The organism is Pseudofrankia sp. EUN1h (assembly GCF_001854645.1).
In the GTDB taxonomy this organism is placed as follows: domain Bacteria; phylum Actinomycetota; class Actinomycetes; order Frankiales; family Frankiaceae; genus Pseudofrankia; species Pseudofrankia saprophytica.
On sequence record NZ_MBLN01000049.1, the window covers coordinates 15,599 to 31,545 of the forward strand.

Sequence of the window (15,947 nt, forward strand, 5' to 3'; positions counted from 1 at the left end):
TCTGCCGGCGCCACCAGCCACCTGGCCTTACGCGGAGAGGGACGATTTCGCATGCAGTACCGCACGCTTGGCCGCACCGGGATCAAGGTCAGCCCATACGGGCTCGGCGCACTCATGTTCGCCACGTCCGTCGGCAACCCCGACCCCGACGACTCGGCCCGCATCATCCACAAGGCACTGGACGCGGGAATCAACCTCATCGACACCGCCGACGCCTACGGCGACTCCGAGGAGATCGTCGGCAGGGCGCTCAGAGGGCGACGGGACGCCGTCGTCCTCGCGACCAAGGTGAGTCGCCCGATGGGCGACGATCCCAATCACCAGGGCGCCTCCCGACGCTGGATCATGACCGCGGTCGAGAACTCGCTGCGCCGCCTGCGGACCGACCACATCGACCTCTACCAGATCCACCGGCCGGACCCCGCCACGGACATCGAGGAGACGCTCTCCGCGCTCTCCGACCTGATCCACAGCGGGAAGGTCCGGGCGATCGGGACGTCCGGGATGCCGGCGTCCGACCTCGTCGAAGCCCAGTGGGTCGCCGAGCGGTGCGGCCTGGAACGGTTCCACACCGAGCAGCCGCCGTACTCGCTGCTCAACCGCGGCATCGAACGCGAGGTCCTGCCCGCCGCCCAGCGCCATGGCGTGGGCACGCTGGTCTGGGGCCCGCTCGGGCAGGGACTGCTCACGGGACGCGTCCGCAGGGGCCAGCAGAACGAGCTGCGCCGCGCCGGCCTGGTCAGGCACCTGGGCGACGAGCGCCGGCTCGACGCCGTCGAGCAGTTCGTCTCGCTCGCCGAGAAGGCGGGTGTGGCGCTGACCCACCTCGCGATGGCGTTCGCGATCGCGCATCCCGGCGTGACCAGCGCGCTCGTCGGGCCCCGCACGATGAGCCATCTCGACGACCTTCTCGCCGGCCTCGACGTGGCGCTCACCGACGACCTCCTCGACCAGATCGACGAGATCGTCCCGCCGGGCACCGACGTCGGCGCGCTCGACCAGGCATACGTGCCGCCGGCTCTCCAGCGGGAGAGCCTGCGGCGCCGGCCAGTCGGCGAACGCACCGCCGCCTGACGCCTCCCGCCATCGACGGCGGGACCGCCGGGGCGCCGAGCCGTCCGCTCGTCCGCCGGCCCCTACCGAGGTGGCCGGCGGACGAGCCCTCAGATCCTCGGACCGGAGGCGCGAACGGCGGTCAGGAACCGCCGCTCGTCGGCTGTGCCGCGCCAGATGCGCAGACGTAGGTGATGGACACGTAGCCGCCCCTGGCCACCCGGGTTCCCCCGGCGGGGCTCTGCGCCGTCACCGGGCCGTAGCCCCAGGGGCAGTTCCACTCACCGCCGTAGGTGACGTTGAAACCGGCGCTTTGTAGAGCGCTGTTCGCTTCGTCCGCCGGGGAGCCGACGACCGTGGGAACGGTGACGCACTCGCTGGCGACCTGGAGGGTGACGGTCGGCTGCCGTCCGGCCTGCGTGCCCGCGGCTGGCGACTGGGCGAGCACGACGCCGGCCGGGACGTTCGGGCTGGCGCAGTCCTTCGTCTGACTCACCGTGAAACCCGCGGCCTGCAGGGTTGCCGTAGCGGCGGCGGCGGTCTGGCCGACGACGTTGGGAACCGTGGACGCGGGCCGTGACGGCGGCTGGGTGCCCGCGGGCCGGGTGGACACCTCGGAGGTCGGCCTGGGCGCAGGCGCGGAGGCCGTGGGGGCCGGCCCGCCGGTCGCCGTCGCCCCGGGCGTCGGGCCGCCGGTCACGGCCGTGGGCGCCGCGACGGGCCGGGCCGACGTCGTCACGGGGGCGCGGCCGCCCGGACGCGCGCCGCCGGTGAGCACGACGACGATGGCGATGACCGCGGCCGCGGCGAACGCCGTGACGGTCACCGGCACCGCGGCGGCGAGACGGCGACGGCGGCGCGCCGCCGGGGCCGCGGCGAACGCGGCCGGGACCAGTCCGGGGGGCGGGGTGGCGCGTACCTCGCTCGCGGCGGCCCGGAGCCACTCGACGGTCGCCACGTCGGCGGGCTCGTCCCGGTCGGCCGCCTGGTGACGGGTGGACTTCACGGCGTCTCCATTCCGCGGGGCGCGGTCGACAGCGAGGCCCGTCCGCGCGCGCTGGGCTGGGCGGCGAGGGCGGGCGGGCTGAGGGCGGCCACGGCCGGGTCGGCGCGCAGCTTCGCCAGACCCTTCGACGCCTGGCTCTTGACCGTGCCTTTCGAGCAGCGCAGCAGCGCCGCGACAGCCTCCTCCGACATGTCCTCGCAGTAGCGCAGGATCACCACGGCCCGTTGCCTGGGCGGCAGGGCGGCCAGCGCGGCGGCGAGCCCGGCGCGGTCCTCGACGGCGGCGAGCTGCGCCGAGGCCTGCGCGGTCTCCGGTGGGCTCTCGACGAGGACATGGTGGACCCGGCGGCGACGGAACCGGCTCGTGTTGGCGTTGATCATCACCCGTCGGGCGTAGGCGTCGAGCCGGTCGTGGCCGGACACGCGGTGCCAAACGACGTAGACGTGGGTGAGCGTCGTCTGGGTCAGGTCCTCGGCCTCCTGCGTGTCCCCGGTGAGCAGGTAGGCGAACCGCAGCAGCCCCGCCGCGCGCGGTTCGAAGTAGGCGGCGAACCCGTCATCGCCGTCAGCTGATCGCATGTGACCTCCCGTCCTACAGAGGCGACCGCCGCGCCGCGAGGTTGCCCCACGCCCCGCGGGCATCCGCGGTCCGACCGATGAGTCACGTGCCCGAGCGGCGTCTACCGGGAAAGCCATCGAAGAGACGAGGCGAGATGACCGATGTGGACACGCGGACGGTACGGCGAGCGCGGACGTTCGCGCTGATCCCCGGGGCCGGGGGGGCGGCCGTCTACTGGCAACGGCTCGCGCCGCTGCTGCGCGAGGCCGGGCACGAGGCCGTCGCCGTCGACCTGCCAGGCGGCGACCCGGACGCGGGCCTGCCCGAGTACGCCGCGCTGGTCGCGGCCGCGGTGGACGGCCGGGACGACGTGGTACTGGTGGCGCAGTCTCTCGGCGGGTTCACCGCGCCGCTGGCGGCCGACCGGGTCCCGGTCAGCGCGATCGTGTTCGTGAACGCGATGATCCCCGTGCCGGGCGAGACACCAGGTGCCTGGTGGGACAACACCGGGCAGTCCCAGGCCCGCGTCGACGCCGCCGAACAGGGTGGCTACAGCGCCGAGTTCGACCTGGAGACCTACTTCCTGCATGACGTGTCCGCCGAGGACTTCGCCGCGATCCGGGAGGATCCTCGCCCCGAACACGACGTCGTGTTCGAGTCCACGTGCGCGTTCGACGCCTGGCCGCCGGTCCCGGTCCGGGTGGTCGCCGGCGCCGATGACCGGTTCTTCCCCGTCGAGTTCCAGCGGCGGGTCGCCCGGGAGCGCCTTGGCGTCGAGGCCGACGTGCTGCCGGGTGGCCACCTGGCAGCGCTGTCCCAGCCCGAGGCGCTCGCAAGGTACCTCGTCGACCTCTGACCCGCCCGGCGCAGGGGAGCCCGTGCGGACGACGCCGGCCCGGGTCAGCCGGCGTCGTCGAAGAGATCCTCCAGGTCCGCCGCCCCGGGGTCGTTCGACTCGTGGCCGGCCGTCCTCGGGGCGGCGTCGGACTCGTCGTCGAGGGCGGCGAGGCGTTCGGCGACCGCCTGGGCCAGCTCGGCCGACGCCGCCTCGCCCAGGTCGTCGAGACAGGTCGCCAGCGACTCCCACAACACCGGCTGGGTCGGCTGCAGCGAGATCGCCGGCACCATCGCGTCGAGCGCGCCCTGGCGCTGGCCGAGGCCGCGCAGGCACTGTGCGGCCTTCCAGTGGCCGACGTCGCACCACGGGAAGTCGTAGACCAGCCGCTGGGCGGCGACGGCACCGTCATGCCAGCTGCCGGCGTCGGCGAGCTCGGTGATCGTGGCCAGCGCGGCCATCACCTCGGCGACGTCGCGTTCCTGCGGTAGTCCGCCTGGATGGTCGGCGACGTCGCGGGGCGGGCCCGCACGCACGAACGGCGGTGCACCGCCGTTCCTGGTTCGCAGCGCGGCCGCGACCCGCCATGACGGGGTGAACCAGTGCGGGGGCGTCGGCCGGACCAGCAGCTCGTCGGGCACGAGCTGCCGCTCCGCGCGAAACCGCCGCCCGGCGGTGCTGGTGCCCAACCGCGCCGCGAGCGCCGCGGCCACGTCGTCCTCGTAGGCGAGGCAGGCGGGCAGCGACCCGCCGGCGAACGCGACCATCAGTGCGGCGACGTCGGCGCGCTGCTCCTCCAACTGGGCGAGGATCGCGCGGACGCTCACCGACGGGCGGGCGAGCGCCGTGGCGACGGCGGTCTGCGCGACGGCGACGAGCCGCGACAGGGTGTGCAGGCCGACCAGCCAGGTGTCGAGGTCGGGCGCGGCCAGGGTGTCGCGGCGGGCCGTGAGCACCGCCTCCAGGATCCGGGTGACGATCCGCGTGGCCGCCGGCGTCGCCACGTCCAGCGGGGTCAACCAGGCGGCCGGGACCGTGGCCGGTTGCCCGTCCTCGTCGGCGAGGTCGGCGGCCAGGGGGGCGCGCAGCTGCGCCGGGGTGGGCTCGGCCGCGGAGGCGATGACCAGGATGCCGGCGACGTCCCCGGCCGAGCGGGGGTCGAGCACGTGACCGCGGGCGACGAGCTCGAGAAGGTGGTCGATCGCGGCCGGGATCCCGCCGTCGGCCGCCGCGGGCAGCGCCACGGCGAACAGGTGCGCGGCCTCGGCGGCCGCCGGATCGTCGGCGGTGATGATCCAGCTCCGGATCCCCAGCAGGGTACCCGCGAGCCGGCCTGGCGTTACCGGACCGTTGTCACCCTGGCTCGCGTGGTCGCCGGGCGATGCGGCGCCGGCAGCGTGGTCGGTGGCGTGGGGCGGCGGTGCGTCGTCCTCGGCGTGCGGCCCGGTGCCGGCGTCCAACGCGTCGAGCGCCTCGGTGATCGCGAGGCCCCGGTCGAGGAGGTGGCCGGTCAGCGGCTCCGGGTCGTCCAGCCGGTCGACGACGGTGAACGTCGCGACCAGCTCCAGCTCGCGCAGCAGCTGCCCCGCCAGCAGGGAGAGCACCGGATGGAGGTCGCCCGCGGCGGCGCCCACCGTCAGACCACCAGGCCGGCGATGCTGACAAGGTCGGCGAACCGGGAACCGACCACCTGGTAGCCGCGGATGAGCCACTCGCGTAGGGAGAGGCGCCCCGTCCGCTCGTAGCGGATCTTCCGGGCCGCCAGGCGCGCGCCCAGCCGGGTGCCGAAGTCGTCGTCCGGCCCGTCGCGGCCCACCTCGTCGGCGAGCGCGAGAACCTCCCGCAGCCTCGCCGCCACGTCCGCAGGGCTGGCGAGCCCTGCGAGCCCGACGTACACCGCGTCGGGTTCCCGGCCATCGGGGTCGAGGGTCTGGAAGAACACGATCCCCGGCAGCGGCGGCACCGCCGCGTCGGCGAATAGCAGGCGGACCAGGTCGTACGACGGGTGGCCGCGGGCGTCGAAGTCTATCCAGCTGGTGAATGCGTCCGCGCCGAGCGGCACCGGCGCCGAGGCGGGGGCGTCGAGGGCGAACAGGACGAGCAGGTTCGGCCCGCTGTCCGCGGCGAGCGCGCCACCGCGGACATAGTCGGCGACCGCCTGGTCGGCACCCGGGTGGAACGCGAGGAACGCGGTGACCGGCGCGACCCGCGAGAGCGCCGCCAGGGTCGGCCGGTCCAGCAGCTTCGCCGCGTCCCTGACATCGCCGGCGAAGTTCTTGAGACCCGGGTCGGCGGTCAGCTCCTCCAGGACCGTCAGCAACGAGAGTGCCAGCATGTCCGTCCTCGCGGTGGGCCGAAGTGGGCCGAAGGTGACCAGGTCGGATGCTATCCGTGTCCGGCGGCCGAACGGGCCCGAGCCTGCGGTCGTCTGGTAGCCGTAGTCGACGTGCTGCCCGGCAGGCGGCCACCTGTGGCGCTGTCCCAGCCGGACGCGTCGGCGCGCCATCCGATCGGTCTGTGCATCGGCGGGCGAATGGTCACGGCGTGGGCGTAGCGTGCCGGTGCCAGGTGGGACCGGCCCACGCGGAAGTCCGGGAGGCGGGACGGCGATGTCCGAACAAGCCACGGCCGGGCAGGCGGCGATGTCCGAACAGAAGCGGCGGATGCTCGCTGGGGAGCTGTACCACGCGGGGGACGCGCAGCTGACCGYCGACCGGCTGCGCGCCGCTCGTCTGCGCGAGCGGTACAACGCCACCCGCGCGCACGAGCCGGAACTGCGCGCCGAGATCCTCGACGAGCTGCTGGGCACGGTCGGGGAAGGGGTGGAGATCCTCCCACCGCTGCACGTCGACTACGGCTACCAGACGACCGTGGGCCCGGGCACGTTCGTCAACACCGGTGCGGTGCTGCTCGACGTCGCCCGGATCAGTCTCGGCGCCGACGTCCAGATCGGCCCGGGCGTCCAGCTGCTCACGCCCACCCATCCGCTCGACCCGGTCCTGCGCCGCACCGGCCGCGAGGCCGGCGAGCCGATCACCATCGGCGACAACGTGTGGCTCGGCGGCGGCGTCATCGTGTGCCCCGGTGTGACCATCGGGCAGAACTCGGTCGTCGGCGCCGGCGCCGTCGTCACCCGCGACCTGCCGCCGAACGTGCTGGCCGTTGGCAATCCCGCCCGGGTGATCCGCGCCCTGTGACGCTGGGCCGCCGTCCGGCTCGGTGCCTCGCCGGGGGTCAGCGTGGACGGAACCGGCGGGTCAGGGCTTGGTGGCGCGCAACGAGTACAGGAGCGGGACCCGAGGGACACCGGGCGGGAAGCGGTAGAGGCCGTCGTCGCCGCGGACCAGGGTGTCGAACCGCTGGGACGGCGAGCAGTCGTGCTCGTGGAGGAACTCCAGCCGCAGCCCGGCGCCGATGACGGCGGTGACGATCGACCCGAGGGTGTGGTGGTACTCGACGGTCACGTTCGCGTCGGTCTCCGCGTCGGGGTCGGCGTAGCTGCCCTCCTCCTCCCAGACGACCGGGCCGATGTCGAAGTAGTCGAGGTCGAACGTCGATCCCGACTCGTCGTCGAGGACGTCCTGCACCGGATGGGTCTCGGCAAGGTAAAGGAAACCGCCGGGGGCGAGCAGCCGGGCGACGACCTCGGCCCAGCGGGCGACGTCCGGCAGCCAGTTGAGCGCGCCGATGCCGGTGTAGACGATGTCGAACGTCTCACCCGCGAGGACGGCAGGCGCGTCGTAGACGTCCGCGGCGACGAACCGGGCCGGCAGGTCCAGCTCCCTGGCCAGTGCCTGCGCCGCGTCGACCGCCGGGGCGGAGAAGTCCAGCCCCGTGACGGTCGCGCCGCGGTGCGACCAGGACAGCGTGTCCAGACCGATGTGGCACTGCAGGTGCAGCAGCCGGGCATCGGTGACGTCCCCGACCTCGGCGGTCTCGAAGTCGCGCAGCACGTCGGGCTCGGCGAGAAACTCGTCGAGGTCGTAGAAGTCGCTCGCGAGGTGGATCGGTACCCGCTCGTCCCACCAGGCCCGGTTGGCCACCGTTCCGTCGCCGGGCCCGGCCCGCTCACCCAGCTGCGTCACGCCGGTGACTGTAGCCCCTCGGCCCCGTTCCTTCTCTCGATTAATCCGCGACCCCGGGACCAGTTCACCTGCGCACACCCGAACAGTGGGTCAGGACCACCCGCGGACCACCGACTGGCGGGAACTCGGCGGTCGGTTAGATTCCAGCCATGACGACGTTCCTTGCGGCCCCGCCGGCGGTGGTGGGAACGGTGGGCCGGCATCTGGTGGCCGTGCTCGCGGTCGACGGGGTGGTGCCGTTCGACCTGGCGGTGCCGGTGGAGGTGTTCGGCCGGGCCCGGTTCGCGGACGGACGGCCCGCCTACCGGGTCGTCGTCTGCGCGGCCAGGCCGGGAGCCGACGTCGAGGCGGGGACGTTCACACTGCGGGCGCCTCACGGGCTGGAGGCGCTCGCCGAGGCCGACACGGTCGTCGTGCCCGGCACCGGTGACGTGGCCCTGCCCGTCGAGGCGGCCGTCGTCGACGCACTGCGGGCCGCCGCCGGCCGCGGGGCACGGCTGGCGTCGGTCTGTTCGGGCGCGTTCCTGCTCGCCGCGGCCGGGCTGCTCGACGGGCGGCGGGCGACGACGCACTGGCTGGGAACCGAGCAGCTCGCGGCCCGGTACCCGGCGGTGGACGTCGACCCGGGGGTGCTGTTCGTCGACAACGACGGGAAGGTGCTCACCTCCGCCGGCGCGGCGGCCGGGCTGGACCTGTGCCTGCACATGGTCCGGGCCGACTTCGGGTCGGCGGTGGCCGCCGACGCGGCGCGGCTCTCGGTCATGCCGCTGGAGCGGGCCGGCGGCCAGGCGCAGTTCATCGCGCACGAGCCGCCGGCGCCCGACGGGGTCTCGCTGGAGCCGCTGCTGCGCTGGCTCGCCGACCACCTCGACCGGGACCTGTCCCTCGACGACATCGCCCGCCAGGCGGCGCTGTCGACACGCACCCTGACGCGACGGTTCCGGGAGCAGACCGGCACCACCCCGGCCCAGTGGCTGACTCGCGCCCGGCTGCGCCACGCCCAGCAGCTGCTCGAGTCCACCGACCACCCGGTCGAGTGGATCGCCACCCAGGTCGGCTACGGCTCGCCGTCCACGTTCCGCGACCGTTTCCGCCGCCTCGTCGGCACCAGCCCCCAGTCCTACCGCCGCGCCTTCCGCGCCCCCGGCGTGGCCAGGGCGGCCTGAGCCGCACCGGCATCCGGCCCACGGGCCCGTCAGACCGTCAGACGCCGGTGGTCGAGCCAGGTCGGACGATCATGAGGACGACGACGGCCGCCCAGAGCAGGTTGAAGATGCCGGTGGTCATCGCGAGCCGCGCGGCCACGCGTGACAGGGGCGGCCGGGCGTCGGTCCCCGCCTGGACCGGGGACGTGACGGCGACCGGCCCGGCGGAGTCCGTCGCGACGATCGCGGCGTCCGACCCGGACACACCCTCGCCGGCGGCGGAGAAGGAGGGGGCGTAGGCGGGCTGCGCGGCCTCGGGCGGGACGGTGCCGGGCAGGGCGGCGAGCGCCCGGCGCTGGCCGGGGAGGATGACGGCGGCGAGCAGGGCGGCCGCGGCGGCGGTCAGCACGATGGAGATGATCACCCAGGTGTCGCCGAAGACGTGCAGCGGGCCGGCGGTGGCCAGGCCGAAGAACGGCACCGCGATCCCGAGCAGCGCGTAGACCCGGCAGGTCCGGTGCAGCGCCCTCGGCACGTTCGCCGCCGAACCGTCCACCGGTCCCGCCGCCGCGAGCCGCAGGTACCGGGGGAAGATGCTGGCGGCCACGGCCACCGGCCCGATCGCGAGGATCGCGGCGAGCACATGCAGGCTGAGCAGGATCTTGGCCACGGATCGGTCTTCTCTCCACGGGTCGTCGAGGTCGGTTCCCGACGCTACCGACGCGGCAGCCGGCCGAGCAGTGGCCAGAACGCCACATGCCGCCGGATTCCGGCCAGCCGTTCCGCCAGCCCGCCCGGTGGAACCGCCCTCGCCGTGGAACCACCTTTGCGCCGGGCCGATGGGCCTTAGGCTGTTGACCGTGACCTGGCGACATTGATCCCACCAGCGACAACCCGAACGGCGACGAAGCCCGGCGCGGCCCGAACGGGCGCTCGCGCGGCGGCTGTACCTCTACGCGTTCCTCGAGGAATGCGTGCCGTTCTACCCCCTCTACGCGCTGCTGTTCGCGGACAGCGGGGTGTCGACGGCGGGCATCTCGGCGCTGTTCGCGCTGTGGTCGGCCGCGACGTTCCTGCTCGAGATCCCGTCAGGGGTGTGGGCGGACGTCGTCTCCCGGCGTCGGCTGCTGACGTTCGCCCCCGCGCTGGACGCGGCGGGCTACGCGTTGTGGGTGGCCGTGCCGTCGTTCTGGTCGTTCGCGACGGGGTTCGTGCTGCTCGGCGCCGGAACCGCCCTGCGTTCCGGCGCGTTGCAGGCGCTCGTCTACACCGAGCTCGACCGGCTTGGCGCCACGGCGGCCTACCCCCGGCTGATCGGACGTTCCCAGGCGGCCGGCGGCACCGCCGGCCTGCTGGCCACCGTCCTGGCCGGCCCGCTGGTGGCCGCCGGCGGCTACACCGCCACCGGCGCGGTCAGCGTCACCGCGCTGCTCCTGTGCGCCGCCGCCGGTCGCGCCCTGCCGGAACAACCGGCGCCCCAGCCGCCGGGCGGCCAGGACCGGTCCCGTCGGGACGGCACCGGCGCACCGCCCGGCGACGACGACGACGCGATCCTGGGTGAGGAGCGGTCGGGGCTGGCGGTGCTCCGGTCGGGACTGGCCGCGGTGCGGCGGACGGCGGCGGTGCGCCGGGCGCTGCTGCTGTCGGCGATGCTGACCGTCGTCGGAGCACTCGACGAGTACGTGCCGCTGCTCGTCCGTGACACCGGCGCCGCGCCCACGGCCGTGCCGGTGTTGGTGGCGGTCGTGGTGGCCGGGTCGACGCTGGGCGGGCTGGTCGCGGGCCGCGGCGGCCGGTGGCTCATTCCTCTGCTGTTCGCCGCCGCGGTCCTGCTGGCCCTCGGCGCGGGCAGCGGGGCGCCGGTCGGCGTCATCGCCGTCGCCGTCGCGTTCGGGATCTTCTACTGGGCCCTGGCGCAGGCCGACGCACGGCTGCAGGACAGCCTCGACGACAGCTGCCGCGCCACCGTCACCTCCCTGTCCGGAGCCGGCATGGAGGCTGTCGCCATAGCCACCTTCGCCGCCTACGGCGCGGGCGCCGACGGGCTGGGTCTGCCGGCCCGCTGGCTGTTCGCCGCCGCCGCTGGCCCCTACCTCCTGCTCGCCCTGGCCGCCCGCCGCCGCGGTACCCGGCCGCGCGGCGTCAGGACCCGTCGCGGCCCGGCCTAGCCGGCAGCGGCAACCAGCCAGAAAGACCAGTGTGTCGCCGTGGCTGTGGAAGATCTGGCGCAAAGTCGATCACCATGGTTCACTGTCCGCACCGCGCCCGGAGCCGGACATCAATGTCGGAAACCGCGCCGCCTTCTTCCCCATATTCGACACATTCGACGGCTGGAGTGGGTCCTCATGGCAGAGCAGGCGCCGCCGCCGTGGGTCCTCGCCGCCGCCGCCGAGCGCGATCTCGGCGCCTTCGAGAGCGCTCATAGATCCATCCGCGTCCTACAGCTGATCGGACCCCTGGCCCTCCTGGCTCTGATAGTCGTGATCTTCAGCAGTTCCGCGGGTGCCGTCGTCGAGACACTGTCCATCGCCATCGTGGTCGTCATCCTGGCGGCCGTGCTCGCCATCGGGCTGCTGAACGGACGACGCCTGTACCTGTTCGCAGGCGGCATCGTCACCGATGGCCCCCGTGCGAAGCACCGGAACACACTCGCCTGGGCCGACGTCAGCCACATCGCGATCTACCTGTCGCGGGCACCGCTCTACCTGCTGGTACTCGCCAACGGCGGCACGGTCACGGTGGGATACTTCTTCCGGAATTCCAGCCAGGTCGTTCAGGCCGTCGAGGACCGGGTCTGCCCGCGGCTGCTGCAGGAGAGCCTCGCGGCCGTGGAGTCCACCGGGATCGCCGAGTTCGGCTCGCTGCGCGCGGAGCGGGCCGGGCTCGCGAGCGACACCGGCGAGCATCTGGTCGCCTGGCAGGACATCAGCAAGTTCCTGGTCGAGGACAACCAGCTCAAGGTCTACAGCGCGCAGAAGCGGTTGCTGCCCGTCGCGCTTGCATCGCTGCGCGAGCTCCGTGATCTCCCTGTCCTGATGAGCGTGATCACACACTTCACCCAGAAGGCGGGACCTCCGTTGCGCCGAGAAGGCCTCTGGGCACGGTGGTTCTCGACGGCGCGGTCCCGTCCGGCGTCGTGACCGGATGACCCGGCCGGCCGACGGCCGGCCGGGTCATCCGGTCACCTCCCCGCTCCGTCAGACCTCGGCGACGGCCTGGGCGAACTGCGCCTGGTAGAGGCGGGCGTAGGCGCCGTCGGCCGCCAGCAGTTCCTGGTGGGTGCCCTGCTCGACGATCGAGCCGTGCTCCATCACCAGGATCGTGTCGGCGTCGCGGATCGTGGACAGCCGGTGGGCGATGACGAACGCGGTCCGCCCGTCCCGCAGCTGCGACATGGCCCGCTGGATGAGCACCTCGGTGCGGGTGTCCACCGAGCTGGTCGCCTCGTCGAGGATAAGGATCTGCGGGTCGGCGAGGAACGCCCGGGCGATCGTGATGAGCTGCCGCTCGCCGCCGGACACGCCGGTGCCCTCGTCGTCGAGGACCGTGTCGTAGCCGTCGGGCAGGGTGCGGGCGAACCGGTCGACGTGGGCGGCCTTCGCCGCGGCGATGACCTGCTCGCGGGTGGCGCCGTCGGCGCCGTAGGCGATGTTGTCGGCGATCGTGCCGCCGAACAGCCAGGTGTCCTGCAGCACCATGCCGGTCGCCGCGCGCAGCTCGTCGCGGGTCATCGTCGCGATGTCCACGCCGTCCAGGGTGATCCGCCCGCCGGTGACCTCATAGAACCGCATCAGCAGGTTGATCAGCGTGGTCTTGCCGGCGCCGGTGGGGCCGACGATCGCGACCGTGTGGCCCGGCTCGGCGACGAGCGACAGGTCCTCGATGAGCGGCTTGTCCGGCTCGTAACGGAACGCGACGTGCTCGAACGCGACCCGGCCGCGCACCTCGGCGGGCCGGGCCGGCTCGGCCGGGTCCGGGTCCTGCTCGGGGGTGTCGAGCAGCTCGAACACCCGCTCGGCCGACGCCACCCCGGACTGCACCAGGTTCGCCATCGACGCGACCTGGGTGAGCGGCATCGAGAACTGCCGGGAGTACTGGATGAACGCCTGCACCGAGCCGATCGACAGGTCACCGGAGGCGACCCGCAGCCCGCCGACGACCGCGACGAAGACGTAGTTCAGGTTCCCGATGAACATCATCGCGGGCTGCATCAGACCGACGATCGCCTGCGCCCGCCAGCTCGCCTCATAGAGCTTCTGGTTCTGCTCGGCGAAGATCGCGGCGGACTCCTCCTGCCGGCCGAACGACCGCACCAGCATGTGCCCGGTGTACATCTCCTCGACGTGGGCGCCGAGCCGGCCGGTGGTCTTCCACTGGTTGACGAAGTGCGGCTGCGCGAACTTCCCGATCCGCGCCGCGAGCAGCATCGACAGCGGGACCGTGACGAGCGCGATCAGTGCCAGCAGCCAGGAGATCCAGAACATCACCGCGAGCACGCCGATGATCGTCAGGACGGACTGGACGAACTGCGCGATGCTCTGCTGCAGGCTCTGCCCGAGGTTGTCGATGTCGTTGGTGACCCGGGACAGCACCTCGCCGCGCTGCGCCCGGTCGAAGTAGCGCAACGGCAGGCGGGTGATCTTCTCCTGGACGTCGCTGCGCAGCTGGGACAGCATCCGCTGCAGCGCGGCGTTGGTGAGCCGCGCCTGCAGCACGGAGAAGACGCCGGCGAGCAGGTAGACGGCCAGCACCCAGCCGAGCACGGCGCCGATGGCGTGGAAGTCCATCCCGGCGCCGGGGGTGACGTTCAGCGAGTTGAGCAGATCGGCCTGGGTGCCGTGACCGGTGGCGCGCAGGTGGGCGACCGCCTCGGCCTTCGTCGTGCCCGCCGGCAGGTTCCTGGAGAAGACGCCGGTGAGTACCAGGTCGGTGGCGCGGCCGAGCAGCTTCGGGCCGCTGACGTTGAGGGCGACAGCGAGGGCGCACAGCACCAGCGAGGCGACGAGCAGCCGCCGCTGTGGGCGCAGCAGCCCGAGCAGGCGCCGCGTCGACCCTCTGAAGTCCGCGGACTTCTCGACGCCGCCGCCCATCATCATCCGTACTGCCGGGGGGCCGCCCCCCGCCGCCGGGCGCGGCGCCGGCGGCGCCCCGCCTGACCGGCCGTTGGGGCTCGTCATGCGGCCGCCTCCTGTTCGGTGAGCTGGGACAGCACGATCTCCCGGTAGGTCTCGTTGCCGGCCATCAGCTGGTGGTGGGTGCCGACGCCGACGACCCGGCCCTCGTCCAGGACGATGATCTGGTCGGCGTCGCGGATCGTCGCGACCCGCTGGGCGACGATCACGACCGTCGCGGCCGCGGTCTCGCGGGCGAGCGCAGCGCGCAGCGCCGCGTCGGTGGCGTAGTCGAGCGCGGAGAACGAGTCGTCGAACAGGTAGATCTCCGGGCGCCGCACCAGCGCGCGGGCGATCGCGAGCCGCTGGCGCTGCCCGCCGGAGACGTTCGTGCCGCCCTGCGAGATCGGTGTGGCCAGCCCGTCGGGCATCGCCTCGACGAAACCGCGGGCCTGGGCCGTCTCCAGGGCCTGCCAGAGGTCGTCGTCAGTGGCGTCCGGGTTGCCGTAACGCAGGTTGGAGGCCACGGTGCCGGTGAACAGGTAGGGCTTCTGCGGGACGACGGCGACGGTGGCGGCGAGCAGCGCCGGATCCAGCTCGCGGACGTCGACGCCGTCGACGAGCACCGCCCCCTCGGTGACGTCCATCAGCCGCGGGATCAGGGACAGCAGCGTCGACTTGCCCGACCCGGTCGACCCGATGATCGCGGTGACCTGGCCGGGGCGGGCGACCAGGCTGACGTCCCGCAGCACCGGCTCCTCCGCGCCCGGGTAGCGGAACCCGACGCCGCGCAGCTCCAGCTCGCCGTGCCGCGTCACCAGCATGACCGGCGCGGCGGGCGGCAGCAGGGTCGTCTCGGTGTCGAGAACCTCCCTGATCCGCTCCGCGCACACCTCGGCGCGGGGGATCATCATGAACATGAACGTCGCCATCATCACCGACATGAGGATCTGCATCAGGTAGCTGAGGAACGCGGTGAGGGCGCCGATCTGCATAGCCCCGGAGTCGATGCGGTGCGCGCCGAACCAGAGGACCGCGATGCTGGAGAGGTTCACCATGGTGAACACCAGCGGGAACATGAGCGCCATCAGCCGGCCGAACCGCAGTGAGGTGTCGGTCAACTCCGCGTTGGCGACCCCGAACCGGGTCCGCTCGTGGTCGTCGCGGACGAACGCCCGGATCACGCGCAGGCCGGTCAGCTGCTCGCGCAGCACCCGGTTGACCGTGTCGAGCCGTTCCTGCATCGCCCGGCCCAGCGGGCTCATCCTGCGGATGATCAGTGAGATGATGATCGCCAGCGCCGGTACGACGACGATCAGCAGCGTCGAGAGGCCCACGTCCTGGTGGATCGCCAGCGCGATCCCGCCGATGCACATGATCGGCGCCGAGATCATCATGGTGAAGCCCATGAGGACGAGCATCTGCACCTGTTGTACGTCGTTGGTTCCCCGGGTGATCAGCGAGGGGGACCCGAAGTGGGCGACCTCGCGGGCGGAGAACGACTGCACCCGGTCGAACACCGCGGCCCGCACGTCCCGGCCAAGCGCCATTGACGTGCGGGCGCTGAAGAACACGGCCCCGGCGGAGCACACGATCTGCCCGACCGTGATCGCCAGCATGATCCCGCCGACCCGCACGATGTAACCGGTGTCCCCGGTGATCACCCCGTGATCGATGATGTCGGCGTTCAGCGTCGGCAGGTAGAGCATCACGAGCGTCGCCGCGAACTGCAGCGCGACGAGCGCCGCGAGCTGCGGGCGGTAGGGCCCCAGATGGGCCCGCAGGAGTCKGATCAGCATGCGGTCGCGGTCCCTCTCTGCGACGGGGCGGGCGGTGACGACGCTCGCGCACGGGTGTGACAGCTGGTGGYCGCCGGGCGGCGCGGACTGGCCAGCGCGCGGGCGGCACGTTCGGACACTACGGACTCACCTCCAGGCGAGGTCAAAGACATTTCGACGCGTTCCCGCGCCGGACAACCGGCGGCCACCGGCGGCCAGGGTCCCCGACGGGTGGCCCCGCGTGACGGCCACGCCGGTCCTGACCGGCCGGCCGGTCAGTGGTCAGTTCATTGAAGCGGACGCGCTGCCGCGCCTCGCACCCGCGGTCTGGTGGGATCCGGCGGCCTCCTCCCTCCGACCGGGATCTGGCCGGAGG

At 73.2% G+C, this 15,947-nt stretch carries 14 protein-coding genes; 6 read left to right on the top strand and 8 right to left on the bottom strand.

The window, feature by feature from the left end; all coding sequences use genetic code 11:
- The first annotated feature begins 51 nt into the window (after positions 1-51).
- Complete coding sequence (locus BCD49_RS14915) at positions 52-1,074, top strand: aldo/keto reductase (RefSeq protein WP_007520664.1); 1,023 nt, start codon at positions 52-54, stop codon at positions 1,072-1,074.
- Between the two features lie 121 nt (positions 1,075-1,195).
- On the opposite strand, the gene BCD49_RS14920 is transcribed toward BCD49_RS14915, so the two are convergent.
- Together BCD49_RS14920 and BCD49_RS14925 are read right to left on the bottom strand one after the other, a co-directional pair.
- The gene (locus BCD49_RS14920) at positions 1,196-2,059 is read right to left on the bottom strand and encodes a PASTA domain-containing protein (RefSeq protein ID WP_071041597.1); all 864 of its coding nucleotides are present in this window, start codon (positions 2,057-2,059) and stop codon (positions 1,196-1,198) included.
- On the bottom strand, positions 2,056-2,637 hold the full coding sequence (locus BCD49_RS14925; RefSeq protein WP_007518960.1) for a SigE family RNA polymerase sigma factor: 582 nt from the start codon (positions 2,635-2,637) through the stop codon (positions 2,056-2,058). The genes BCD49_RS14920 and BCD49_RS14925 overlap by 4 nt, the downstream gene beginning before the upstream one ends.
- A gap of 134 nt (positions 2,638-2,771) precedes the next feature.
- Between BCD49_RS14925 and BCD49_RS14930 the strand changes: the two genes are divergently transcribed.
- Complete coding sequence (locus BCD49_RS14930) at positions 2,772-3,473, top strand: alpha/beta fold hydrolase (RefSeq protein ID WP_007518961.1); 702 nt, start codon at positions 2,772-2,774, stop codon at positions 3,471-3,473.
- A 44-nt stretch (positions 3,474-3,517) separates the two neighbouring features.
- Here the strand turns inward: BCD49_RS14930 and BCD49_RS14935 are convergent, their stop codons facing one another.
- A complete protein-coding gene (locus tag BCD49_RS14935) occupies positions 3,518-5,086 on the bottom strand; it encodes a hypothetical protein (protein ID WP_007518962.1) in 1,569 nt (522 codons plus the stop codon).
- A 2-nt stretch (positions 5,087-5,088) separates the two neighbouring features.
- Positions 5,089-5,787 (bottom strand): hypothetical protein, encoded by a 699-nt coding sequence (locus BCD49_RS14940; protein WP_007518963.1) that lies wholly within the window; start codon positions 5,785-5,787, stop codon positions 5,089-5,091.
- Between the two features lie 274 nt (positions 5,788-6,061).
- Between BCD49_RS14940 and BCD49_RS14945 the strand changes: the two genes are divergently transcribed.
- Entirely contained in the window at positions 6,062-6,649 is a 588-nt protein-coding gene (locus tag BCD49_RS14945; RefSeq protein ID WP_241832329.1) for a sugar O-acetyltransferase, read from the top strand.
- Positions 6,650-6,709: 60 nt separating this feature from the next.
- Here BCD49_RS14945 and BCD49_RS14950 read toward each other — a convergent pair whose 3' ends face one another.
- Positions 6,710-7,537: a class I SAM-dependent methyltransferase gene (locus BCD49_RS14950; protein ID WP_007518967.1), complete on the bottom strand. Its 828-nt coding sequence runs from the start codon at positions 7,535-7,537 to the stop codon at positions 6,710-6,712.
- A gap of 149 nt (positions 7,538-7,686) precedes the next feature.
- On the opposite strand from BCD49_RS14950, the gene BCD49_RS14955 reads away from it, so the two are divergent.
- Positions 7,687-8,703: a GlxA family transcriptional regulator gene (locus BCD49_RS14955; RefSeq protein WP_007518969.1), complete on the top strand. Its 1,017-nt coding sequence runs from the start codon at positions 7,687-7,689 to the stop codon at positions 8,701-8,703.
- Positions 8,704-8,740: 37 nt separating this feature from the next.
- On the opposite strand, the gene BCD49_RS14960 is transcribed toward BCD49_RS14955, so the two are convergent.
- Positions 8,741-9,352 (bottom strand): hypothetical protein, encoded by a 612-nt coding sequence (locus BCD49_RS14960; protein WP_007518971.1) that lies wholly within the window; start codon positions 9,350-9,352, stop codon positions 8,741-8,743.
- Between the two features lie 304 nt (positions 9,353-9,656).
- On the opposite strand from BCD49_RS14960, the gene BCD49_RS14965 reads away from it, so the two are divergent.
- Both BCD49_RS14965 and BCD49_RS14970 read left to right on the top strand, forming a co-directional pair.
- Positions 9,657-10,850 (top strand): MFS transporter, encoded by a 1,194-nt coding sequence (locus BCD49_RS14965; RefSeq protein WP_007518973.1) that lies wholly within the window; start codon positions 9,657-9,659, stop codon positions 10,848-10,850.
- 177 nt (positions 10,851-11,027) lie between these two features.
- A complete protein-coding gene (locus tag BCD49_RS14970; protein WP_007518975.1) occupies positions 11,028-11,822 on the top strand; it encodes a DUF6585 family protein in 795 nt (264 codons plus the stop codon).
- A 57-nt stretch (positions 11,823-11,879) separates the two neighbouring features.
- Here the strand turns inward: BCD49_RS14970 and BCD49_RS14975 are convergent, their stop codons facing one another.
- Complete coding sequence (locus BCD49_RS14975; RefSeq protein WP_007518977.1) at positions 11,880-13,859, bottom strand: ABC transporter ATP-binding protein; 1,980 nt, start codon at positions 13,857-13,859, stop codon at positions 11,880-11,882.
- Positions 13,856-15,592 (bottom strand): ABC transporter ATP-binding protein, encoded by a 1,737-nt coding sequence (locus BCD49_RS14980; RefSeq protein ID WP_007518979.1) that lies wholly within the window; start codon positions 15,590-15,592, stop codon positions 13,856-13,858. The genes BCD49_RS14975 and BCD49_RS14980 overlap by 4 nt, the downstream gene beginning before the upstream one ends.
- Positions 15,593-15,947: the final 355 nt, after the last annotated feature.

What these genes read in the sequence shown, in the direction of transcription:
- BCD49_RS14970 (WP_007518975.1), top strand. Translation starts at nt 11,028, where the DNA reads ATGGCAGAGCAGGCGCCGCCGCCGTGGGTCCTCGCCGCCGCCGCCGAG.
- BCD49_RS14925 (WP_007518960.1), bottom strand. Translation starts at nt 2,637, where the DNA reads ATGCGATCAGCTGACGGCGATGACGGGTTCGCCGCCTACTTCGAACCG.
- BCD49_RS14940 (WP_007518963.1), bottom strand. Translation starts at nt 5,787, where the DNA reads ATGCTGGCACTCTCGTTGCTGACGGTCCTGGAGGAGCTGACCGCCGAC.
- BCD49_RS14930 (WP_007518961.1), top strand. Translation starts at nt 2,772, where the DNA reads ATGACCGATGTGGACACGCGGACGGTACGGCGAGCGCGGACGTTCGCG.
- BCD49_RS14955 (WP_007518969.1), top strand. Translation starts at nt 7,687, where the DNA reads ATGACGACGTTCCTTGCGGCCCCGCCGGCGGTGGTGGGAACGGTGGGC.
- BCD49_RS14975 (WP_007518977.1), bottom strand. Translation starts at nt 13,859, where the DNA reads ATGACGAGCCCCAACGGCCGGTCAGGCGGGGCGCCGCCGGCGCCGCGC.
- BCD49_RS14915 (WP_007520664.1), top strand. Translation starts at nt 52, where the DNA reads ATGCAGTACCGCACGCTTGGCCGCACCGGGATCAAGGTCAGCCCATAC.